At 72.9% G+C, this 15,471-nt stretch carries 13 protein-coding genes; 3 read left to right on the top strand and 10 right to left on the bottom strand.

Translation table 11 applies throughout. The features are described from left to right. Positions 1–5: 5 nt before the first annotated feature. From PV343_RS09265 to PV343_RS09240, 6 genes are all read right to left on the bottom strand, one after another. On the bottom strand, positions 6–503 hold the full coding sequence (locus tag PV343_RS09265) for a hypothetical protein (RefSeq protein WP_020938251.1): 498 nt from the start codon (positions 501–503) through the stop codon (positions 6–8). A 224-nt stretch (positions 504–727) separates the two neighbouring features. Continuing rightward, positions 728–970, bottom strand: a complete 243-nt coding sequence (locus tag PV343_RS09260) for a DUF397 domain-containing protein (protein ID WP_319146336.1) — start codon at positions 968–970, stop codon at positions 728–730. A gap of 93 nt (positions 971–1,063) precedes the next feature. Then, positions 1,064–2,230, bottom strand: a complete 1,167-nt coding sequence (locus tag PV343_RS09255) for a thiolase domain-containing protein (RefSeq protein WP_319146335.1) — start codon at positions 2,228–2,230, stop codon at positions 1,064–1,066. Then, positions 2,227–3,276 (bottom strand): thiolase domain-containing protein, encoded by a 1,050-nt coding sequence (locus PV343_RS09250; RefSeq protein WP_319146334.1) that lies wholly within the window; start codon positions 3,274–3,276, stop codon positions 2,227–2,229. Before PV343_RS09250 ends, PV343_RS09255 begins: the two co-directional genes overlap by 4 nt. Then, positions 3,273–4,214 (bottom strand): Zn-ribbon domain-containing OB-fold protein, encoded by a 942-nt coding sequence (locus PV343_RS09245; protein ID WP_319146333.1) that lies wholly within the window; start codon positions 4,212–4,214, stop codon positions 3,273–3,275. The genes PV343_RS09250 and PV343_RS09245 overlap by 4 nt, the downstream gene beginning before the upstream one ends. 22 nt (positions 4,215–4,236) lie before the next feature. Next, complete coding sequence (locus tag PV343_RS09240) at positions 4,237–5,037, bottom strand: crotonase/enoyl-CoA hydratase family protein (RefSeq protein ID WP_319146332.1); 801 nt, start codon at positions 5,035–5,037, stop codon at positions 4,237–4,239. A 198-nt stretch (positions 5,038–5,235) separates the two neighbouring features. Between PV343_RS09240 and PV343_RS09235 the strand changes: the two genes are divergently transcribed. Both PV343_RS09235 and PV343_RS09230 read left to right on the top strand, forming a co-directional pair. Continuing rightward, positions 5,236–6,855, top strand: a complete 1,620-nt coding sequence (locus PV343_RS09235) for an acyl-CoA synthetase (protein ID WP_319146331.1) — start codon at positions 5,236–5,238, stop codon at positions 6,853–6,855. Positions 6,856–7,022: 167 nt separating this feature from the next. Next, complete coding sequence (locus tag PV343_RS09230) at positions 7,023–8,831, top strand: sulfatase (RefSeq protein ID WP_319146330.1); 1,809 nt, start codon at positions 7,023–7,025, stop codon at positions 8,829–8,831. On the opposite strand, the gene PV343_RS09225 is transcribed toward PV343_RS09230, so the two are convergent. Next, positions 8,800–9,711, bottom strand: a complete 912-nt coding sequence (locus PV343_RS09225; protein WP_319146329.1) for an alpha/beta hydrolase — start codon at positions 9,709–9,711, stop codon at positions 8,800–8,802. The genes PV343_RS09230 and PV343_RS09225 overlap by 32 nt on opposite strands. Positions 9,712–9,962: 251 nt before the next feature. Between PV343_RS09225 and paaK the strand changes: the two genes are divergently transcribed. Then, a complete protein-coding gene (paaK, locus tag PV343_RS09220; protein ID WP_319146328.1) occupies positions 9,963–11,258 on the top strand; it encodes a phenylacetate--CoA ligase PaaK in 1,296 nt (431 codons plus the stop codon). Here paaK and PV343_RS09215 read toward each other — a convergent pair. The 3 genes from PV343_RS09215 to PV343_RS09205 are packed head-to-tail and all read right to left on the bottom strand — an operon-like array spanning position 11,255 to position 15,460. Continuing rightward, positions 11,255–12,757 (bottom strand): acyl-CoA synthetase, encoded by a 1,503-nt coding sequence (locus PV343_RS09215; protein ID WP_319146327.1) that lies wholly within the window; start codon positions 12,755–12,757, stop codon positions 11,255–11,257. The two genes, paaK and PV343_RS09215, sit on opposite strands and share 4 nt — an antisense overlap. A gap of 43 nt (positions 12,758–12,800) precedes the next feature. Then, positions 12,801–14,351 carry an acyl-CoA synthetase gene (locus PV343_RS09210; protein ID WP_319146326.1) on the bottom strand — a complete coding sequence of 517 codons (1,551 nt, stop codon included), beginning with the start codon at positions 14,349–14,351 and terminating at the stop codon, positions 12,801–12,803. Beyond that, the gene (locus PV343_RS09205; RefSeq protein WP_319146325.1) at positions 14,348–15,460 is read right to left on the bottom strand and encodes a nitronate monooxygenase; all 1,113 of its coding nucleotides are present in this window, start codon (positions 15,458–15,460) and stop codon (positions 14,348–14,350) included. The genes PV343_RS09210 and PV343_RS09205 overlap by 4 nt, the downstream gene beginning before the upstream one ends. Between the last annotated feature and the right edge of the window lie 11 nt (positions 15,461–15,471).

Below are 15,471 nucleotides of genomic sequence, written 5' to 3'. Positions count from 1 at the left end.
GTCCGTCAGCCCTGCTGGAACAGCTCCGCCGGGAGCGGCTTCAGCAGGGCGTACAGGTCGTCGGTGATGGGGCGGTCCCAGGCCGCGATGGTCACGAGGACGCCGTCGCTGCGGTCGAACTGGACGCAGGAGATCCGGCTCTCGGAGAGCTTGAGCCGGCGCACGATCAGGAGGTTGTCGCCCTGGAGCACCGGCGTGTCCTCGGTGCCCACGACGGTGACCTCCTCCTCGTTCTCCAGTGCCAGCAGCAGCTGGGCCACCTCGAAGGGGATCTCGCCCTCGGTGACGTCCCGGGCCGGTGAGCCCTCCGGCAGGTTACCGATGATCATGGCGGGGCCGCGGCCGCCGAAGAGGTCGTACCGCAGGAAGACACCCTGGCAGGTGCCGTCGGGGGCGGGCAGCAGGCCCGCGCCGAGGTTGCCGGGCCAGTCACCCGGGTCCATGGCCAGCACGTCGAAGTCGGGTCCGGCGGGGGTGGCGCTGCGGCGGCGGAGGAACGACATGCGGCCATGGTACGTGCCCGGCGCCCGACAGGTGACGCGCGGGCGAGCCGCCCGGCGGCCCCGGTTCGCCGCCTCCGCCACGGTGGGTGAGCCCCGCGCGGCGGGCCGCCGCGTGCCGCACGGGCGAGGCCGCCGGCGGGCCCCGGTCCGCCCTGCGGGGCCACGGCAGGGCCGCCCGGGTGACCCGGGCCGCCATGCGGGCGACCGGCGGTGGGGCGCCCCGCTCAGGTGAGGTCGAACTCCCCGTCGCGCGCGCCGGAGACGAAGGCGCCCCATTCCGCCGGGGTGAAGATCAGGGAGGGGCTTTCCGGCCGGTCGCTGTTGCGCATCGCGATGAATCCCTCGACGAAGGCGATCTGGACATCGCCCAGTCCTCGGCTGCTGGACTGCCACTCGGCGCTGCTGAGGTCCAGCTCCGGCTTGTCCCAGCCCGCGAGCGGCTGCTGCTGGATGGTGCTCTCGGCCACGTCCGTGCTCCTCCCGGTTCGTCGTCCGCGGGCCAGCCTAGCGACCGCTTCCTACCGCCGACAGGCCACGTGAGGAGGACTTTCGCGGGCCGCTCAGGAGTTGGGCGGCTCGGACCCCACGAGCCACATGGAGAAGAACTGCGAGCCGCCGCCGTAGGCGTGCCCGAGCACCTTCCGGGCGCCGTCCACCTGGTGTTCCCCGGCGAGTCCGCGCACCTGGAGGGCGGCCTCGGCGAAGCGGATCATGCCGGAGGCGCCGATGGGGTTGGTGGAGAGCACCCCGCCCGACATGTTGACGGGCAGGTCCCCGTCCAGCTCCGTCACCCCGGACTCGGTGAGCTTCCAGCCCTCGCCCTCCTCGGCGAAACCGAGGTTCTCCAGCCACATGGGCTCGTACCAGGAGAACGGCACGTACATCTCGACGGCGTCGATGTCCCGGCGCGGGTCGGCGATGCCGGCCTGCCGGTAGACGTCGGCGGCGCAGTCCTTGCCGGCCTGCGGCGAGACGAAGTCCTTGCCCGCGAAGAGGGTCGGCTCGCTGCGCATGGCGCCGCCGAGCATCCAGGCCGGCGGCCGCGGGGCGCGGGCCGCCCCCGCCCGGTCGGTCAGCACCATCGCGCAGGCGCCGTCGGAGGAGGGGCAGGTCTCGGAGTAGCGGATGGGGTCCCACAGCATGGGCGACGCCTGGACCTTCTCCAGGGTGATGTCGTGCTCGTGGAGGTGCGCCCAGGGGTTCCTCAGGGCGTTGCGGCGGTCCTTGTAGGCGACGAGGGAGCCGACGGTGTCGGGGGCGCCGCTGCGCCGCATGTAGGCGCGCACGTGCGGGGCGAAGAACCCGCCGGCCCCGGCGAGCAGCGGCTGCTGGAAGGGGATGGGCAGGGACAGTCCCCACATGGCGTTGGACTCGGACTGCTTCTCGAAGGCGAGGGTGAGGACGGTGCCGTGGACGCCGGCCGCGACGAGGTTGGCGGCGACGAGGGCGGTGGACCCGCCGACCGAGCCGGCGGTGTGCACCCGGAGCATGGGCTTGCCGACGGCGCCGAGGGCGTCGGCGAGGTACAGTTCGGGCATCATCACGCCCTCGAAGAAGTCGGGCGCCTTGCCGATGACGACGGCGTCGACGTCCGCCCAGGTCAGCTCGGCGTCGTCGAGGGCCCTGCGGGCCGCCTCGCGGACGAGTCCGGCGATCGAGACGTCCCGGCGGGCGGCCACGTGCTTGGTCTGGCCGACTCCTACGACGGCCACGGGCTCCTTGCTCATCGTGGATCCCCTTCGAGTACGGCGACCAGGTTCTGCTGCAGGCAGGGTCCGGAGGTGGCGTGGGCGAGGGCGCGGTCGGACTCGCCGCGGTGGATGCGGGCGGCGGCCTCGCCGACGCGGATGAGCCCGGCGGCCATGACCGGGTTGGCGGCGAGGGCGCCGCCGGAGGGGTTGACGCGGACGTCGTCGCCGAGTCGCAGGGCCTTGCGCAGCACGATCTCCTGTGAGCTGAAGGGGGCGTGCAACTCGGCGGTGTCGACGGGCCGTTCGAAGGCGCCGGCCTTCTCGGCCGCCAGCCGGGCGGAGGGCGAGTCGGTCAGGTCGCGCACGCCCAGGGCATGGGCCTCGATGCGGTGGTCGACGCCCCGGATCCAGGCGGGCCGCTCGCACAGTTCCCTGGCCCGGTCCCCGGCGGCCAGGATCACGGCGGCGGCGCCGTCGCCGACCGGCGGGCAGTCGCCGGTCCGCAGCGGGCGTACGACGTGGTCGTCGTGCGGCAGCGGGCCGGTGCGCTGCGCGTGCGGGTTGGCGGCCGCGTCGGTCCGGCTGCGGGCGCCGACGGCGGCGAGGGCGGCCTCGTCGGTGTCCCCGGCGTCGATGAGGGCCTGCGCCTGGAGGGCGGCCAGCGCCACGGAGTCGGGCCAGAGCGGGGCGACGTAGTAGGGGTCGAGCTGCCGGGTGAGGACGTCGCGCACCGAGCCGGGTGAGCACTTGCCGTAGGAGTAGACGAGGGCCGTGTCGGCGTCCCCGGTCAGCAGCTTGGTCCATGCCTCGTACAGGGCCCAGGCACCGTCCATCTCGACGTGGGACTCGGAGACGGGCGGCCAGGCGCCGACGCCGTCGAGGGCGAGGGTGAAGGAGAAGGCGCGGCCGGCGAGGTAGTCGCTGGAGCCGGAGCAGGTGAAGCCGATGTCGGCGGTGCGCAGTCCGGTCCGCCGCAGCACCTCGTGCAGTACCGGCATGAGCAGTTCGACCTCGGAGGACTCCTCGGTGGAGCGCCTGTGGTCGGTCTGGGCGAAGGCGACGACCGCGATCTGCCTGGTCACAGCAGCTCCTTGTAGGTGTCGTAGGCGGCGTCGGGTTCGCCGGTGGGCCGGTAGTGGTCGGGGTGGCGCGCTCCCGGCGTCCACACCGGCTCGACGCGCAGCCCCATGCGCACCTGGTCGTAGGGGATGCCACCGATGCGGGCGTGCAGGGCGAGGTCGGCGCCGTCGAGGGCGATGTGGGCGTAGACGTAGGGCACCTCGATGTCGAGGTTCTTCGCCTTGATGTTGACGATGCAGAAGGTGGTCACGGTGCCGCGGGGGCCCACCTCGACCTGTTCGGAGGTGGCGACGCCGCAGGTGGGGCACGCGCCCCGGGGCGGGACGTAGACCTTGCGGCAGGCGGGGCAGCGCTCGCCGACGGTCCGCTGTTCGCTCAGGGCGGCGAGGTAGGCGGACTGGGCGCGGCCGGGCGAGTAGGTGTAGTCGAGGCGGGCGTGGGCGACGATGCCGGTGAGCGGGTCGGCGAACGCGCCGGTGTGGCCTCCGGGTTCCACGGGGGCGCCGCCGTACGGCTCGAAGCAGGCGATGTCGGTGATGGCTCCGGTGCGTTCGGCGGCCCAGCGGACGCGCACCCGCATGCCGGTGCGCACGGCGTCGGGTCCGGGGGCGTCGAGGGCGTGCAGGAGGGCGGTGTCGGCGCCGTCGAGCCGGACCAGGACCCAGGCGAAGGGGGTGGTGAGGGGCTGGGCGCGGCGGGGCTCGTGGTTCCAGGCCCAGGTGGTGACCGTGCCGGTGGGCGCGACCTCGACCAGGTCGCGGAGCTCGTCGGCGGTGACGGGGTCGTACTCGACGGGCGGGACGAGGGTGCGGCCGTCGGTGGTCCGTACGCCGAGGACGACGCGTTCGCGCAGTCCGGTGAGGAAGGCGCTCTGGACGGGGCCGAGGGAGCGGGTGAAGGGGAACTCGACGACGAGGGGGGCTTTGAGGACTTCGGGCATGCCTGAGGGCTCCTTCGGTGGGTCAGGCGCGCTTGTAGACGGGGGGCCGCTTCTCGGCGAAGGCGCGGGCGCCCTCCTTGGCGTCGGCGGTGTCGAAGACGGGCCAGCCGCGGGCGAGTTCGGCGGCGAGTCCGTCGGTCTCGGTCATCTCGGCGGTCTCGTAGACCGACGCCTTGACGGCCTCCACGGCGAGCGGCCCGCAGGCGTTGATCCGCTCGGCGGTCTCCAGCGCGGCGGCGAGGGCCGTCCCGTCGGGGACCACGCGTCCGATCAGCCCGACGGCCGCGGCTTCCCGGGCGCTGTAGGGCCGTCCGGTGAGCAGCATCTCCAGGGCGTGGGTGCGCGGGATCTGGCGCTGGAGCCGGACGGTCGAGCCGCCGATGGGGAACAGGCCGCGCCGGACCTCGAAGAGGCCGAAGGTGGCGGACTCGCCCGCGACCCGGATGTCGGTGCCCTGGAGGATCTCCGTGCCGCCCGCCACGCAGGGGCCCTCGACGGCGGCGATGACCGGCTTGCGTGGGCGGTGGTGGCGCAGCATCGCCTTCCAGTGCAGGTCGGGGTCGGCCTTGAGGCGGTCGCGGTACTCCTCGCCGGCCATACCCCGGCCCGCGAGGGCCTTGAGGTCCATGCCCGCGCAGAACGCGCCACCGGCGCCGGTGAGCACGATCGAGCGGACGCCGTCGTCGGCGTCGGCCTCGAGCCAGCCGTCGTGGAGGCCGACGAGCATCGGGAGCGAGAGCGCGTTCCTGGCGCCGGGCCTGTTGAGCGTGAGCACCAGTGTGGCGCCCTCACGCCGCACGGTGAGGTGTTCGGTCCCACCCATCTGCCCATCTCCCCTCGGTTCCCCTCGGTAAGAACGAGAACAGGTTGCAGTAGGCGGGGAGGCACTTCAAGGGAACTCCGACCATTTTCTGACAGGCAGTCAGATTTTCTGGTGCGGGCCCTTCCCACTTGTGGCGCCCTTTGCTCTGATGACCGGCGAGCCGGTGGATCGCCAGGCCCTCACAGGTCAGGAGGAGCGGTGGAGTACAACCTTGCCGATCTGTTCGAGTCGGTCGTCGACGTGGTCCCGGACCGTGAGGCGCTCGTCTACCTCGACCACCCCGGCACCGGCGCGGAGCGCCGCCTGACGTACGCGGAGCTGGACGCGGCCGCCAACCGCGTCGCCCACCACCTGATCGACAGCGGGATCCGGCCCGGCGAGCACCTGGGCCTGCACCTGTACAACGGCGTCGAGTACCTCCAGACGGTGCTCGGCTGCCTGAAGGCACGGGTGGTCCCGGTCAACGTCAACTACCGCTACGTCGAAGAGGAGCTGGTGTACCTCTACCGGGACGCGGACCTGGTGGCGCTGGTCTTCGACGGGGAGTTCGCCGACCGGGTGGCGGCGGCGCTGCCGCGTGCGCCGAAGCTGCGGCTGCTGCTGCGGGTGGGCACGGCGGCGGCGGTGCCCGGCGCGACACCGTTCACCGAGGCCGAGGCGGCCGCGTCCCCGGAGCGGGGCTTCCCGACGCGCTCGGGCGACGACCAGTTCATCATCTACACCGGCGGGACGACCGGCATGCCCAAGGGCGTCATGTGGCGCCAGGAGGACCTGTTCTTCGCGGGCCTCGGCGGTGGCGCGCCGACGGGCGAGCCGGTGAAGACGCCCGGGGAACTGGCCGAACGGGTCGCGGCCGGCGGGTCGGGGATCACCTTCTTCCCCACTCCCCCGCTGATGCACGGCACCTCCACCCTCACCGCGTTCATCGGCTTCGGTTTCGGCCAGCGCGTCGTCCTGCACCGCAAGTTCGTGCCGGAGGAGGTGCTGCGGACCGTCGAGCGGGAGAAGGTCACGAGCGTCTCGCTGGTCGGCGACGCGATGCTGCGGCCGCTGATCGACGCGCTCGCCGGGCCGCTGAAGGGCACGGACTGCTCGGCGCTGTTCAGCGTCTCCTCGTCGGGCGCCGTCATGTCGGAGACGGTGCGCCGGCAGTTCCGGGACCTGGTGCCGAACGCCCTGCTGCTGAACAACTTCGGCTCCTCGGAGTCCGGCTTCAACGGCACCGCGACGGAGGATGCGGGGCCCGAGCGGGGCTTCCGCATCCGGGTCAACTCCCGCACCCGCGTGGTGGACCCGGCGACGCACGAGCCCGTCGCCGTGGGAGCGATCGGCCGGGTCGCGCAGTGCGGCCACGTGCCGCTCGGCTACTACAACGACCCCCGCAAGACCGCCGAGACGTTCTTCGAGCTGGACGGGCAGCGCTGGGTGCTGCTCGGCGACATGGCCACGGTGGACGAGGAGGGCGTGGTCACCGTCCTCGGCCGGGGCTCGCAGTGCATCAACACGGGGGGCGAGAAGGTGTACCCGGAGGAGGTCGAGCAGGCGCTCAAGGCACATCCGGACGTGTACGACGCCCTCGTCGCCGGGGTGCCCGACGCCACCTGGGGCAGTCATGTGGCGGCCGTGGTGCAACTGCGCTCGGGGGCCCGGCGGCTGTCCCTCGGCGACCTCCAGGACCACTGCCGCGCCCATCTCGCCGGGTACAAGATCCCGCGCCAGCTCGTGCTCACGGAGGGCATCCGGCGCTCGCCGAGCGGAAAAGCGGACTACCGGTGGGCCCGTGAGGTGGCCGTGGCGGCGGACTCCTCCCTCTCGTAGCCGCCCTCTCATAGCCGCGGGGCGGGGTGACCGGCACAGTCTTTGCGCACGGTTGACCCGGGACGTTGAACGGAGGGGGAAGCGGGGCCGTACGGAGGTCGGCGGCCCGGCGCCCGCGGGCCCGGTCCGCCGTGCCATCACCGGGTTTCGCACGGAAGGACCTACGGGTGCCGCACCTCACGCCCCCTCGTCAACGGCCGGACACCGCGGCGGGGGCCGACCCCGACGCCGTGGCGGACCCCGACGCCACCGCGACACCGGACGACACGGCTGTGACCGAACCGGCGGAGGGCGCCGGCCCCGCGGCCGCGCCGTCGGGCCGTCCCGGCTGGTTCGGGTGGCGGCGGCGCAGCCCCCGGGCCGCGCGGGCCGTGCGGGTCGGCACGAGTCTGCTGGCCGCCGCGCTGGTGCTCGTCGTGCTGCTGGTGCCCAACCGCCTGGACTGGATCACGGTCCAGTCGTTCCTCCGTCTCCCCGTCGAGGCGATCCTGCTCGCGGCGCTCCTGCTCGCGCTGCCACCGCGGCCGCGGCGGACCGCGGCGGCGGCCCTGGGGGTGTTCCTCGGCCTGTCGGCCGTCCTGAAGTGCCTCGACATGGGCTTCCGCCAGACGCTGGCCCGCCCGTTCGACCTGGTCTTCGACTGGGTGCTGCTGAGCGACGCGGCGGACTGGACGAAGGACTCGTTCGGCCGCTCGGGAGAGCTGCTCGCGGTGATCGGGGTGCTCGTCCTGGTGGTCGTCGTGCTCGCGGTGAGCGCGCTGGCGACGGTCCGGCTGGCCGACGAGCTGGGCCGGCACCGTCCGGTGGCCGTGCGTACCACCCTGGTCCTCGGCATCGTGTGGGTCATCTGCTTCACCCTGGGGGTGCAGTTCGGCGGCGTCACCTTCGCCACCAAGGGCTACGCCCAGTACCTGTCCAACCGGGTGCAGTACGTCCGCGACGGCCTCGGGGACGCCGACGTGTACAAGAAGGAGATGGCCGTCGACGCCTTCGCCAAGACCCCGCCCGACCGGCTGCTGACGGGGCTGCGCGGCAAGGACGTGATGCTCACCTTCATCGAGAGCTACGGCCGGGTGGCGATCGACGATCCGGCGATGGCACCGCAGATCGACGCGACGCTCAGGGCGGGCGACGCCAGGCTCAGGTCGGCCGGCTTCTCGGCGCGCAGCGGCTGGCTCAGGTCGCCCGTGACGGGCGCGGGCAGCTGGCTCGCCCACTCCACGTTCCTGTCCGGGACCTGGGTCAAGAACCAGCAGCGGTACCGGAGCCTGACCACCGGTGACCGCGCCACGCTCACGAGCTACTTCCGCAAGACCGGCGCCTGGCGCACGGTCGGCATCGTGCCGGGCGTGCGCAAGTCCTGGCCCGAGGGCAGGTACTTCGGCCTCGACCACATCTACGACTCCACGCACCTCGGGTACCGGGGCCCGTACTTCAGCTGGACGCCGGTACCGGACCAGTTCAGCCTGGAGGCCTTCCAGAAGCTGGAGCACGGGAAGAAGAACCGGGACCCGATCATGGCGGAGATCATCCTGGCCTCCAGCCACAACCCCTGGTCCCCCATCGCCCACATGATCGACTGGAAGGACCTCGGGAACGGCGAGGTCTTCTACCGGATCAAGAAGGAGGGCACGGACCCCACGGAGGTCTGGAAGAGCGCGAAGCGGGTGCGGACCGAGTACCGCAAGGCCATCCAGTACTCGCTGGACAGCCTGACCCAGTGGGTCCAGCGCTATGGCGACGACGACACGGTCCTCGTCTTCCTCGGCGACCACCAGCCGGTCCCGACGGTCACCGGAGGCAGCGCGAGCAGGGACGTGCCGGTGACCATCGTCGCCCGCGACCCGAAGGTGCTGGACCGGGTCGCCGGCTGGGGCTGGACCGAGGGGCTCAAGCCCGCGCACGACGCCCCGGAGTGGAGCATGGACAAGTTCCGCGACCGCTTCATGACGGCGTACGGCCCGGGGACCCGCTGACCTGCGCGGGCCGGGCGGCGCCCGGGTCCCCGTCCGCGTCCCGGTCCGCGTCCAGGAAGGCGACGATCTCGCCGACGAAGTGCTCCGGGTCGTCCAGCCACGGGTAGTGGGCGGCCCCGGGCTGCACGGTGAGCGTCGCGTGCGGGAAGGCCTCGGCGGTACGGCGGGCCAGCTCGGGGCGGGGCCCGCCGTCCCACTCGCCGGCGTACACCAGGACCGGGGCGGTCAGGGCGGCGAGCGCGGCGCGGGTGGCGTCCGGGGTGAAGGCGCCCTCGCCGAAGTAGCGTTCACCCGCCTCGTCGTTGGACTGCCGCTCCTCGGGCTCCACGTGCGCCCGGGCGGCGTCGTCCCAGCGGCCGTAGAAGAACGGCAGGAACACCTCGTCGAAGTCTCCGCCGCCGGTCAGCCATGACTCGAACGCGGGGAACGCCTCCGCGAACCACGGCTCGCCCGACCGCAGCCGGGCCGCGGCCAGCCGGTCCTCGGCCGTCGCCCGCATGCCCAGGGCCGACGGGTTGGCGGTGACCAGCACGAGCCGCCGCACCCGCTCCGGGTGGCGGGCCGCGTAGAGCGTCGCCAGGCAGCCGCCGGCCGAGTGCGCGAGCAGGTCCATCCGCTCCAGGCCCAGGTGCGCGCGCCACGCCTCGACGTCGTCCACCTGCCGGTCGCAGCGGTAGGTGGCCGGGTCGGCCGGCTTCGCCGAGTCCCCGGTGCCGCGCAGGTCGAGCAGCGCCAGCCGGCGGTGGGCGGCGAGCCCGCCCAGCTCCCCGAGGTACTCGGAGGCGCGCATGGGTCCGCCGGGCAGGACGGCGAGGGTCTCCCCCGAGCCGCGCAGGTGGTAGGCGAGCCGGGTTCCGTCCGGGGCGCTGAAGATCGGCATGCGGACGATCATCCCGGTCCGCACGGCCGCCCCGCAACGCCCTTCGAGCACCGGCACGGACCGGCTCACGGCCGGGGCACGGTCCGAGCCCTGGTCGCAGCCCTGGTCCGGGCCCTCGTCCGGCCCCTGGTCCGGCGGGAAAATTCGGGCACACCCCTTGCCTGGAAGCGGATGGCCTGAATTACTGACCCGAGGAGGTCGACCGAATGATCGGTCGTCCGTAATGCGTGGATGGCGAGGGAGTAGTCCCGATGGCGGATGCGACGGACCTGCTGGACGCGGGCGAGAGGCTCGGGGCCGAGGAACTGCGGGCGCTCCAGCTCGAGCGGCTGCGGGCCTCGCTCCGGCACGCCTACGAGAACGTGCCCTTCTACCGCGAGTCCTTCGACAAGGCCGGTCTCCGCCCCGAGGACTGCCGCTCCCTCGACGACCTGGCGCACTTCCCGTTCACCACCAAGGCCGACCTGCGGTCGCAGTACCCGTACGGCATGTTCGCCGTGCCCCGCGAACGCATCCGCCGGCTGCACGCCTCCAGCGGCACCACGGGCCTGCCCACGGTGGTCGGCTACACCGAGAACGATCTCTCCATGTGGGCCGACATGGTGGCCCGCTCCCTGCGCGCGGCGGGCGCGCGGCCCGGTGACATCGCGCACGTGGCCTACGGCTACGGCCTGTTCACCGGCGGCCTGGGCGCCCACTACGGCGCCGAGCGCCTGGGCTGCACGGTCGTCCCGGCGTCCGGCGGCATGACGGCCCGGCAGGTCCAGCTCATCCGGGACCTGGAGCCCGGCGTCATCATGGTCACCCCCTCGTACATGCTGACCCTGCTGGACGAGTTCGAGCGCCAGGGCGTGGACCCGCGCGGCACCTCGCTGCGGGTGGGCGTGTTCGGGGCCGAGCCGTGGACCGAGCGGATGCGGCAGGAGATCGAGGAGCGGTTCGGGATCGACGCCGTCGACATCTACGGGCTGTCCGAGGTGATCGGCCCGGGCGTCGCCCAGGAGTGCGTGGAGACCAAGGACGGCCTGCACGTGTGGGAGGACCACTTCTACCCGGAGGTCGTCGACCCGATCACCGGCGAGGTGCTACCGGAAGGCGAGCGGGGCGAGCTGGTGTTCACCTCGCTGACCAAGGAGGCCATGCCGATCGTCCGGTACCGGACCCGGGACCTGACCCGGCTGCTGCCGGGCACGGCCCGGGTGTTCCGGCGCATGGAGAAGATCACCGGGCGCAGCGACGACATGGTGATCCTGCGCGGGGTCAACCTGTTCCCGACCCAGATCGAGGAGATCGTGCTGCGCACCCCCGGAGTCGCGCCGCACTTCCAGCTCCGGCTGTCCCGCGACGGCCGTATGGACGCCCTCACGGTACGGGCCGAGGCCCGCCCGGGTGCCACCCCCGAGACCCGGCAGGAGGCGGCCCGGGCCATCGCGGCGGCCGTGAAGGACGGCGTCGGGGTCTCCGTGGACGTGGAGATCGTGGAGCCGGAGTCGCTGGAGCGCTCCGTCGGCAAGATCCGCCGGATCGTGGACCTGCGCCCCCGCTAGGGCCTGTTGCCGAAGTGGTCCCGCAGTTCCCGCTTGAGGATCTTCCCGCTGGCGTTGCGCGGCAGCGCGTCGACGAACAGGACCCGCTTGGGTGCCTTGAAGGCGGTGAGCTTCTCCCGTACGTGGGTGACGAGTTGCTCCTCGGTCACCTCGCCGCGGGGGACGACCACCGCCGTCACGGCCTCCACCCAGTGCTCGTCGGGCAGTCCGATCACGGCGGCCTCGGCGACGCACTCGTGGGTGTAGAGGACGTCCTCGACCTGGCGTGAGGCGACCAGCACGCCACCGGAGTTGATGACGTCCTTGACCCGGTCGACGATGGTGAACCAGCCGTCCTCGTCGCGCACTGCGAGGTCACCGGAGTGGAACCAGCCGTCGCGGAACGCCTCGGCGGTCTCCTCCGGCTTGTTCCAGTAGCCCTCGCACAACTGCGGTGAGCGGTAGACGATCTCGCCCGGGGTGCCGGCCGGCACGTCCTCGCCCTTGTCGTCCACGACGCGGGCGTCCACGAACAGCACGGTCCGGCCGCAGGAGTCGAGGCGGCCCTCGTGCTCGTCGGGTCCGAGCACGGTGGCCAGCGGGCCGATCTCGCTCTGCCCGAAGCAGTTGTAGAAGGCGAGCCCCGGCAGCCGTTCGCGCAGCCGCCGCAGCACCGGCACGGGCATGATCGACGCCCCGTAGTAGGCCTTGCGCAGTCCGCCCAGGTCCCGGGCGGCGAAGTCGGGCCGGTTCGCCAGGGCGATCCACACCGTCGGCGGTGCGAACAGGCTGTCCACGCGGCCGGCCTCGATCAGGTCGAAGAGGCGGTCCCCGTCGGGCGCGTCCAGGACGATGTTCGTCGCGCCCACGGCGAGGTACGGCAGCAGGAACACGTGCATCTGCGCGGAATGGTAGAGCGGCAGCGCGTGCACCGGCCGGTCGCCCGCGCTCAGGTCGAGGGCGGTGATCGCGCTCAGGTACTCGTGCACCAGGGCCCGGTGGGTCATCATCGCGCCCTTGGGCAGGGCGGTGGTGCCCGAGGTGTACAGCAGCTGCACCAGGTCCTCGGCGCGCGGTTCGGGTCCGTCGTACGGCGGCGCGTCCGCCAGCCGGGTCAGGAGGGAGTCCGCGGTGTCCCGCAGGGGCAGCGCGCGGGCGCCGTCGGGCAGCCGCCCGGCGAGGTCCGGGTCGGTGAGCACCAGGGTGCTGCCGGACTGGCCGAGGAGGTACGCGAGGTCGTCACCGGTCAGGTTCTGGTTGACCGGCACGTGCACCAGGCCGGCGCGGGCGCAGGCGAGGAAGGCGAGCAGGTAGGCGTCGGAGTTGTGCCCGTAGGCGGCCACCCGGTCGCCGGGGACGAGCCCCTCGGCGAGCAGGAGGCCCGCCGCCCGGGAGACGGCGTCGTCGAGTTCCCCGTACGTCCAGCTGCGTTCGCCGTACTCCAGCGCCACGCGGGCCGGGGTGCGGCGGGCGCTGCGCCGCAGCACCCCGTCTACGGTGCTGCCGTGTCCCTGCGTCATGACAGCCGATCCTCGGCCCGCCGGACGCGCAGGTCAAGAACCCTCACACCGGACGTGCGCGGCCTTCCCAGTAGGGGTCGCGCAGCCGCCGCTTGTACAGCTTGCCGTTGGGGTCGCGGGGCATCTCGGCGATGAAGTCGACGCTCCTGGGCCGCTTGTAGCCGGCGAGGCGGTCCGCGCAGTGGTCGAGCAGGGCGGCGGCGAGGGCCGGCCCCGGCTCGTGCCCGGGTGCCGGTTCGACGACGGCCTTGACCTCCTCGCCCCAGTCGTCGTGCGGGATGCCGAAGGCGGCGGCATCGGCGACGGCGGGGTGGGCGAGCAGCGCGGACTCGATCTCGGCCGGGTAGATGTTGACCCCGCCGGAGATGATCATGTCGATCTTGCGGTCGCGCAGGAACAGGTAGCCGTCCTCGTCCAGGTAGCCGAGGTCGCCCACGGTGAAGAAGTCGCCGATGCGGTTCTTCCGCGTCTTGGTCTCGTCCTTGTGGTACGAGAAGCCGCCGGTGCTCATCTTCATGTAGACGGTGCCGATCCGGCCGGGCGGCAGCCGGTCGCCGTCGTCGTCGAAGACCGCGAGTTCGCTGATGGGCCAGGCCCTGCCGACCGTGCCGGGCTTCTTCAGCCAGTCCTCGGCGGTGGCGAAGGCCCCGCCGCCCTCGCTGGCCGCGTAGTACTCCTCCACGCAGTCGCCCCACCAGTCGATCATGGCCCGCTTGACGTGGTCGGGGCAGGGGGCGGCGCCGTGGATGGCGTGCCGCATGGACGACACGTCGTGGCGCGCCCGCACCTCCTCCGGGAGTGCCAGGAGGCGGTGGAACTGGGTGGGGACCATGTGGGTGTGGGTGCACTGGTGGGTGTCGATGAGCCGGAGCATGTCCTCGGGCGTCCACTTGTCCATGAGCACCAGGCGGTGGCCGATGTGCAGGGACGCGCCCGCGAACTGCAGGACGGCCGTGTGGTAGAGCGGCGAGCAGACCAGGTGGACGTTGCCGTCGAAGGGCCGGATGCCGAAGATGCCGAGGAAGCCGCCGAGGTAGGCCTCCTCGGGGGCCTTGCCGGGCAGTGGGCGGCGGATGCCCCGCGGGCGTCCGGTCGTCCCGGAGGTGTAGTTCATGACCCAGCCGAGCGTGCGCTCGCCGGGGGCGGACGCGGGCTGTCCGTCGAGGAGTTCGGCGTACGGCCGGAAGCCGTCGACCGTGCCGACCGCGTACCGGTGGGAGGCGGGCAGCCCGGCCTCGTCGGCGGCCCGGCGGGCCGCTTCGCCGAACCTCTCGTGCGCGACGAGGACCTTGGCGCCGGAGTCGGAGACGATCCAGGCGATCTCCGGGCCCACCAGGTGGTGGTTGACCGGGACCAGGTAGAACCCGGCCTGACTGGCGGCCAGGTAGGCGGTGAGGAACTCGACCCCGTTGGGCAGGACGACGGCGAAGGCGTCGCCCCGGTTCAGGCCCGCGGCGCGCAGCCCGTGGACGAGCCGGTTGGCGTCGGCGTGCAGGCGGCCCGCGGTCCACGGTTCGCCGTCGGGGGCGATCAGGACGGTGCGTTCGGGGTCCTGGGCGGCCTGGGCCCAGAAGCCGGCGGGGGGTGTGGTCACGACGGGCCGCTCCTTCCGGCGATGCGGTTCACACGGTCGACGGCTCGCTCGAAGCCGCGGGTGAGGTCGTCGAAGACGGCCTGGACGGCGCGTTCGCTCGTCATCCGGCCGACGATCTGGCCGACGGGGGTGCCGAGCAGCGGGGCGATCTCGTACTTCTGGATCCGGGAGACGGCGTCGGCGACCAGCAGGCCCTGCAACGGCATGGGCAGGGTGCCGGGTCCGTCCGGGCCGTCCCAGGCGTCGGTCCACTCGGTGCGCAGCTGGCGCGCCGGTTTGCCGGTCAGGGCGCGGGAGCGGACGGTGTCGCCGGACCCGGCGGCGAGGAGCTTGCGGGTGAGGGCGGGCGAGTGGAGGTCGGCTTCGGTGGTGGTGAGCCACACGGAGCCGAGCCAGACGCCCTGGGCGCCGAGGGCGAGGGCGGCCGCCACCTGCTGTCCGCTGCCGATGCCGCCCGCGGCGAGGACGGGCAGCGGGTCGACCGCCTCCACGACCTCGGGGGTCAGCACCATGGTGGCGATGTCGCCGGTGTGGCCGCCCGCCTCGTAGCCCTGGGCCACCACGACGTCGATGCCCGCCTCCTGGTGCTTGCGGGCGTGCCGGGCGCTGCCCGCGAGCGCGGCGACCAGGACGTCTCGGTCGTGAGCGCGGGCGACGACGTCGGCGGGCGGGGAGCCGAGGGCGTTGGCGAGCAGCCTGATCGGGTAGTCGAAGGCGACGTCGAGCTGGTTCCGGGCGACCTGCTCCATCCAGCCGGTGATGCGCCAGCCGGACGCCTCGCCCTCGGCCAGTTCCGGGACGCCGTACCGGGCGAGGGTGTCCCGCACGAACCGGCGGTGGCCCTCGGGGATCATCGCCTCGACGTCCGCCTCGGTGACGCCCTCGACCTTCTTCGCGGGCATCACCACGTCCAGGCCGTAGGGCCGGCCCTCCGCGTGCGCCTCGATCCAGTCGAGGTCGCGCTTCAGCTCGTCGGGCGCGGTGTAGCGGACCGCGCCGAGCACTCCGAAGCCGCCGGCCCTGCTGATGGCGGCGGCCACGGCGGGGAACGGCGTGAAGCCGAAGACGGCGTGCTCGACGCCCAGTTTCCTGCTCAGCTCCGTCTGCATGGGCGCAGGAT

Source organism: Streptomyces sp. WI03-4A (assembly GCF_033792105.1).
GTDB lineage: Bacteria > Actinomycetota > Actinomycetes > Streptomycetales > Streptomycetaceae > Streptomyces > Streptomyces collinus_A.
Note: the sequence above shows the minus strand (reverse complement) of the source record. Positions and strands in the feature narration are given on the sequence as shown.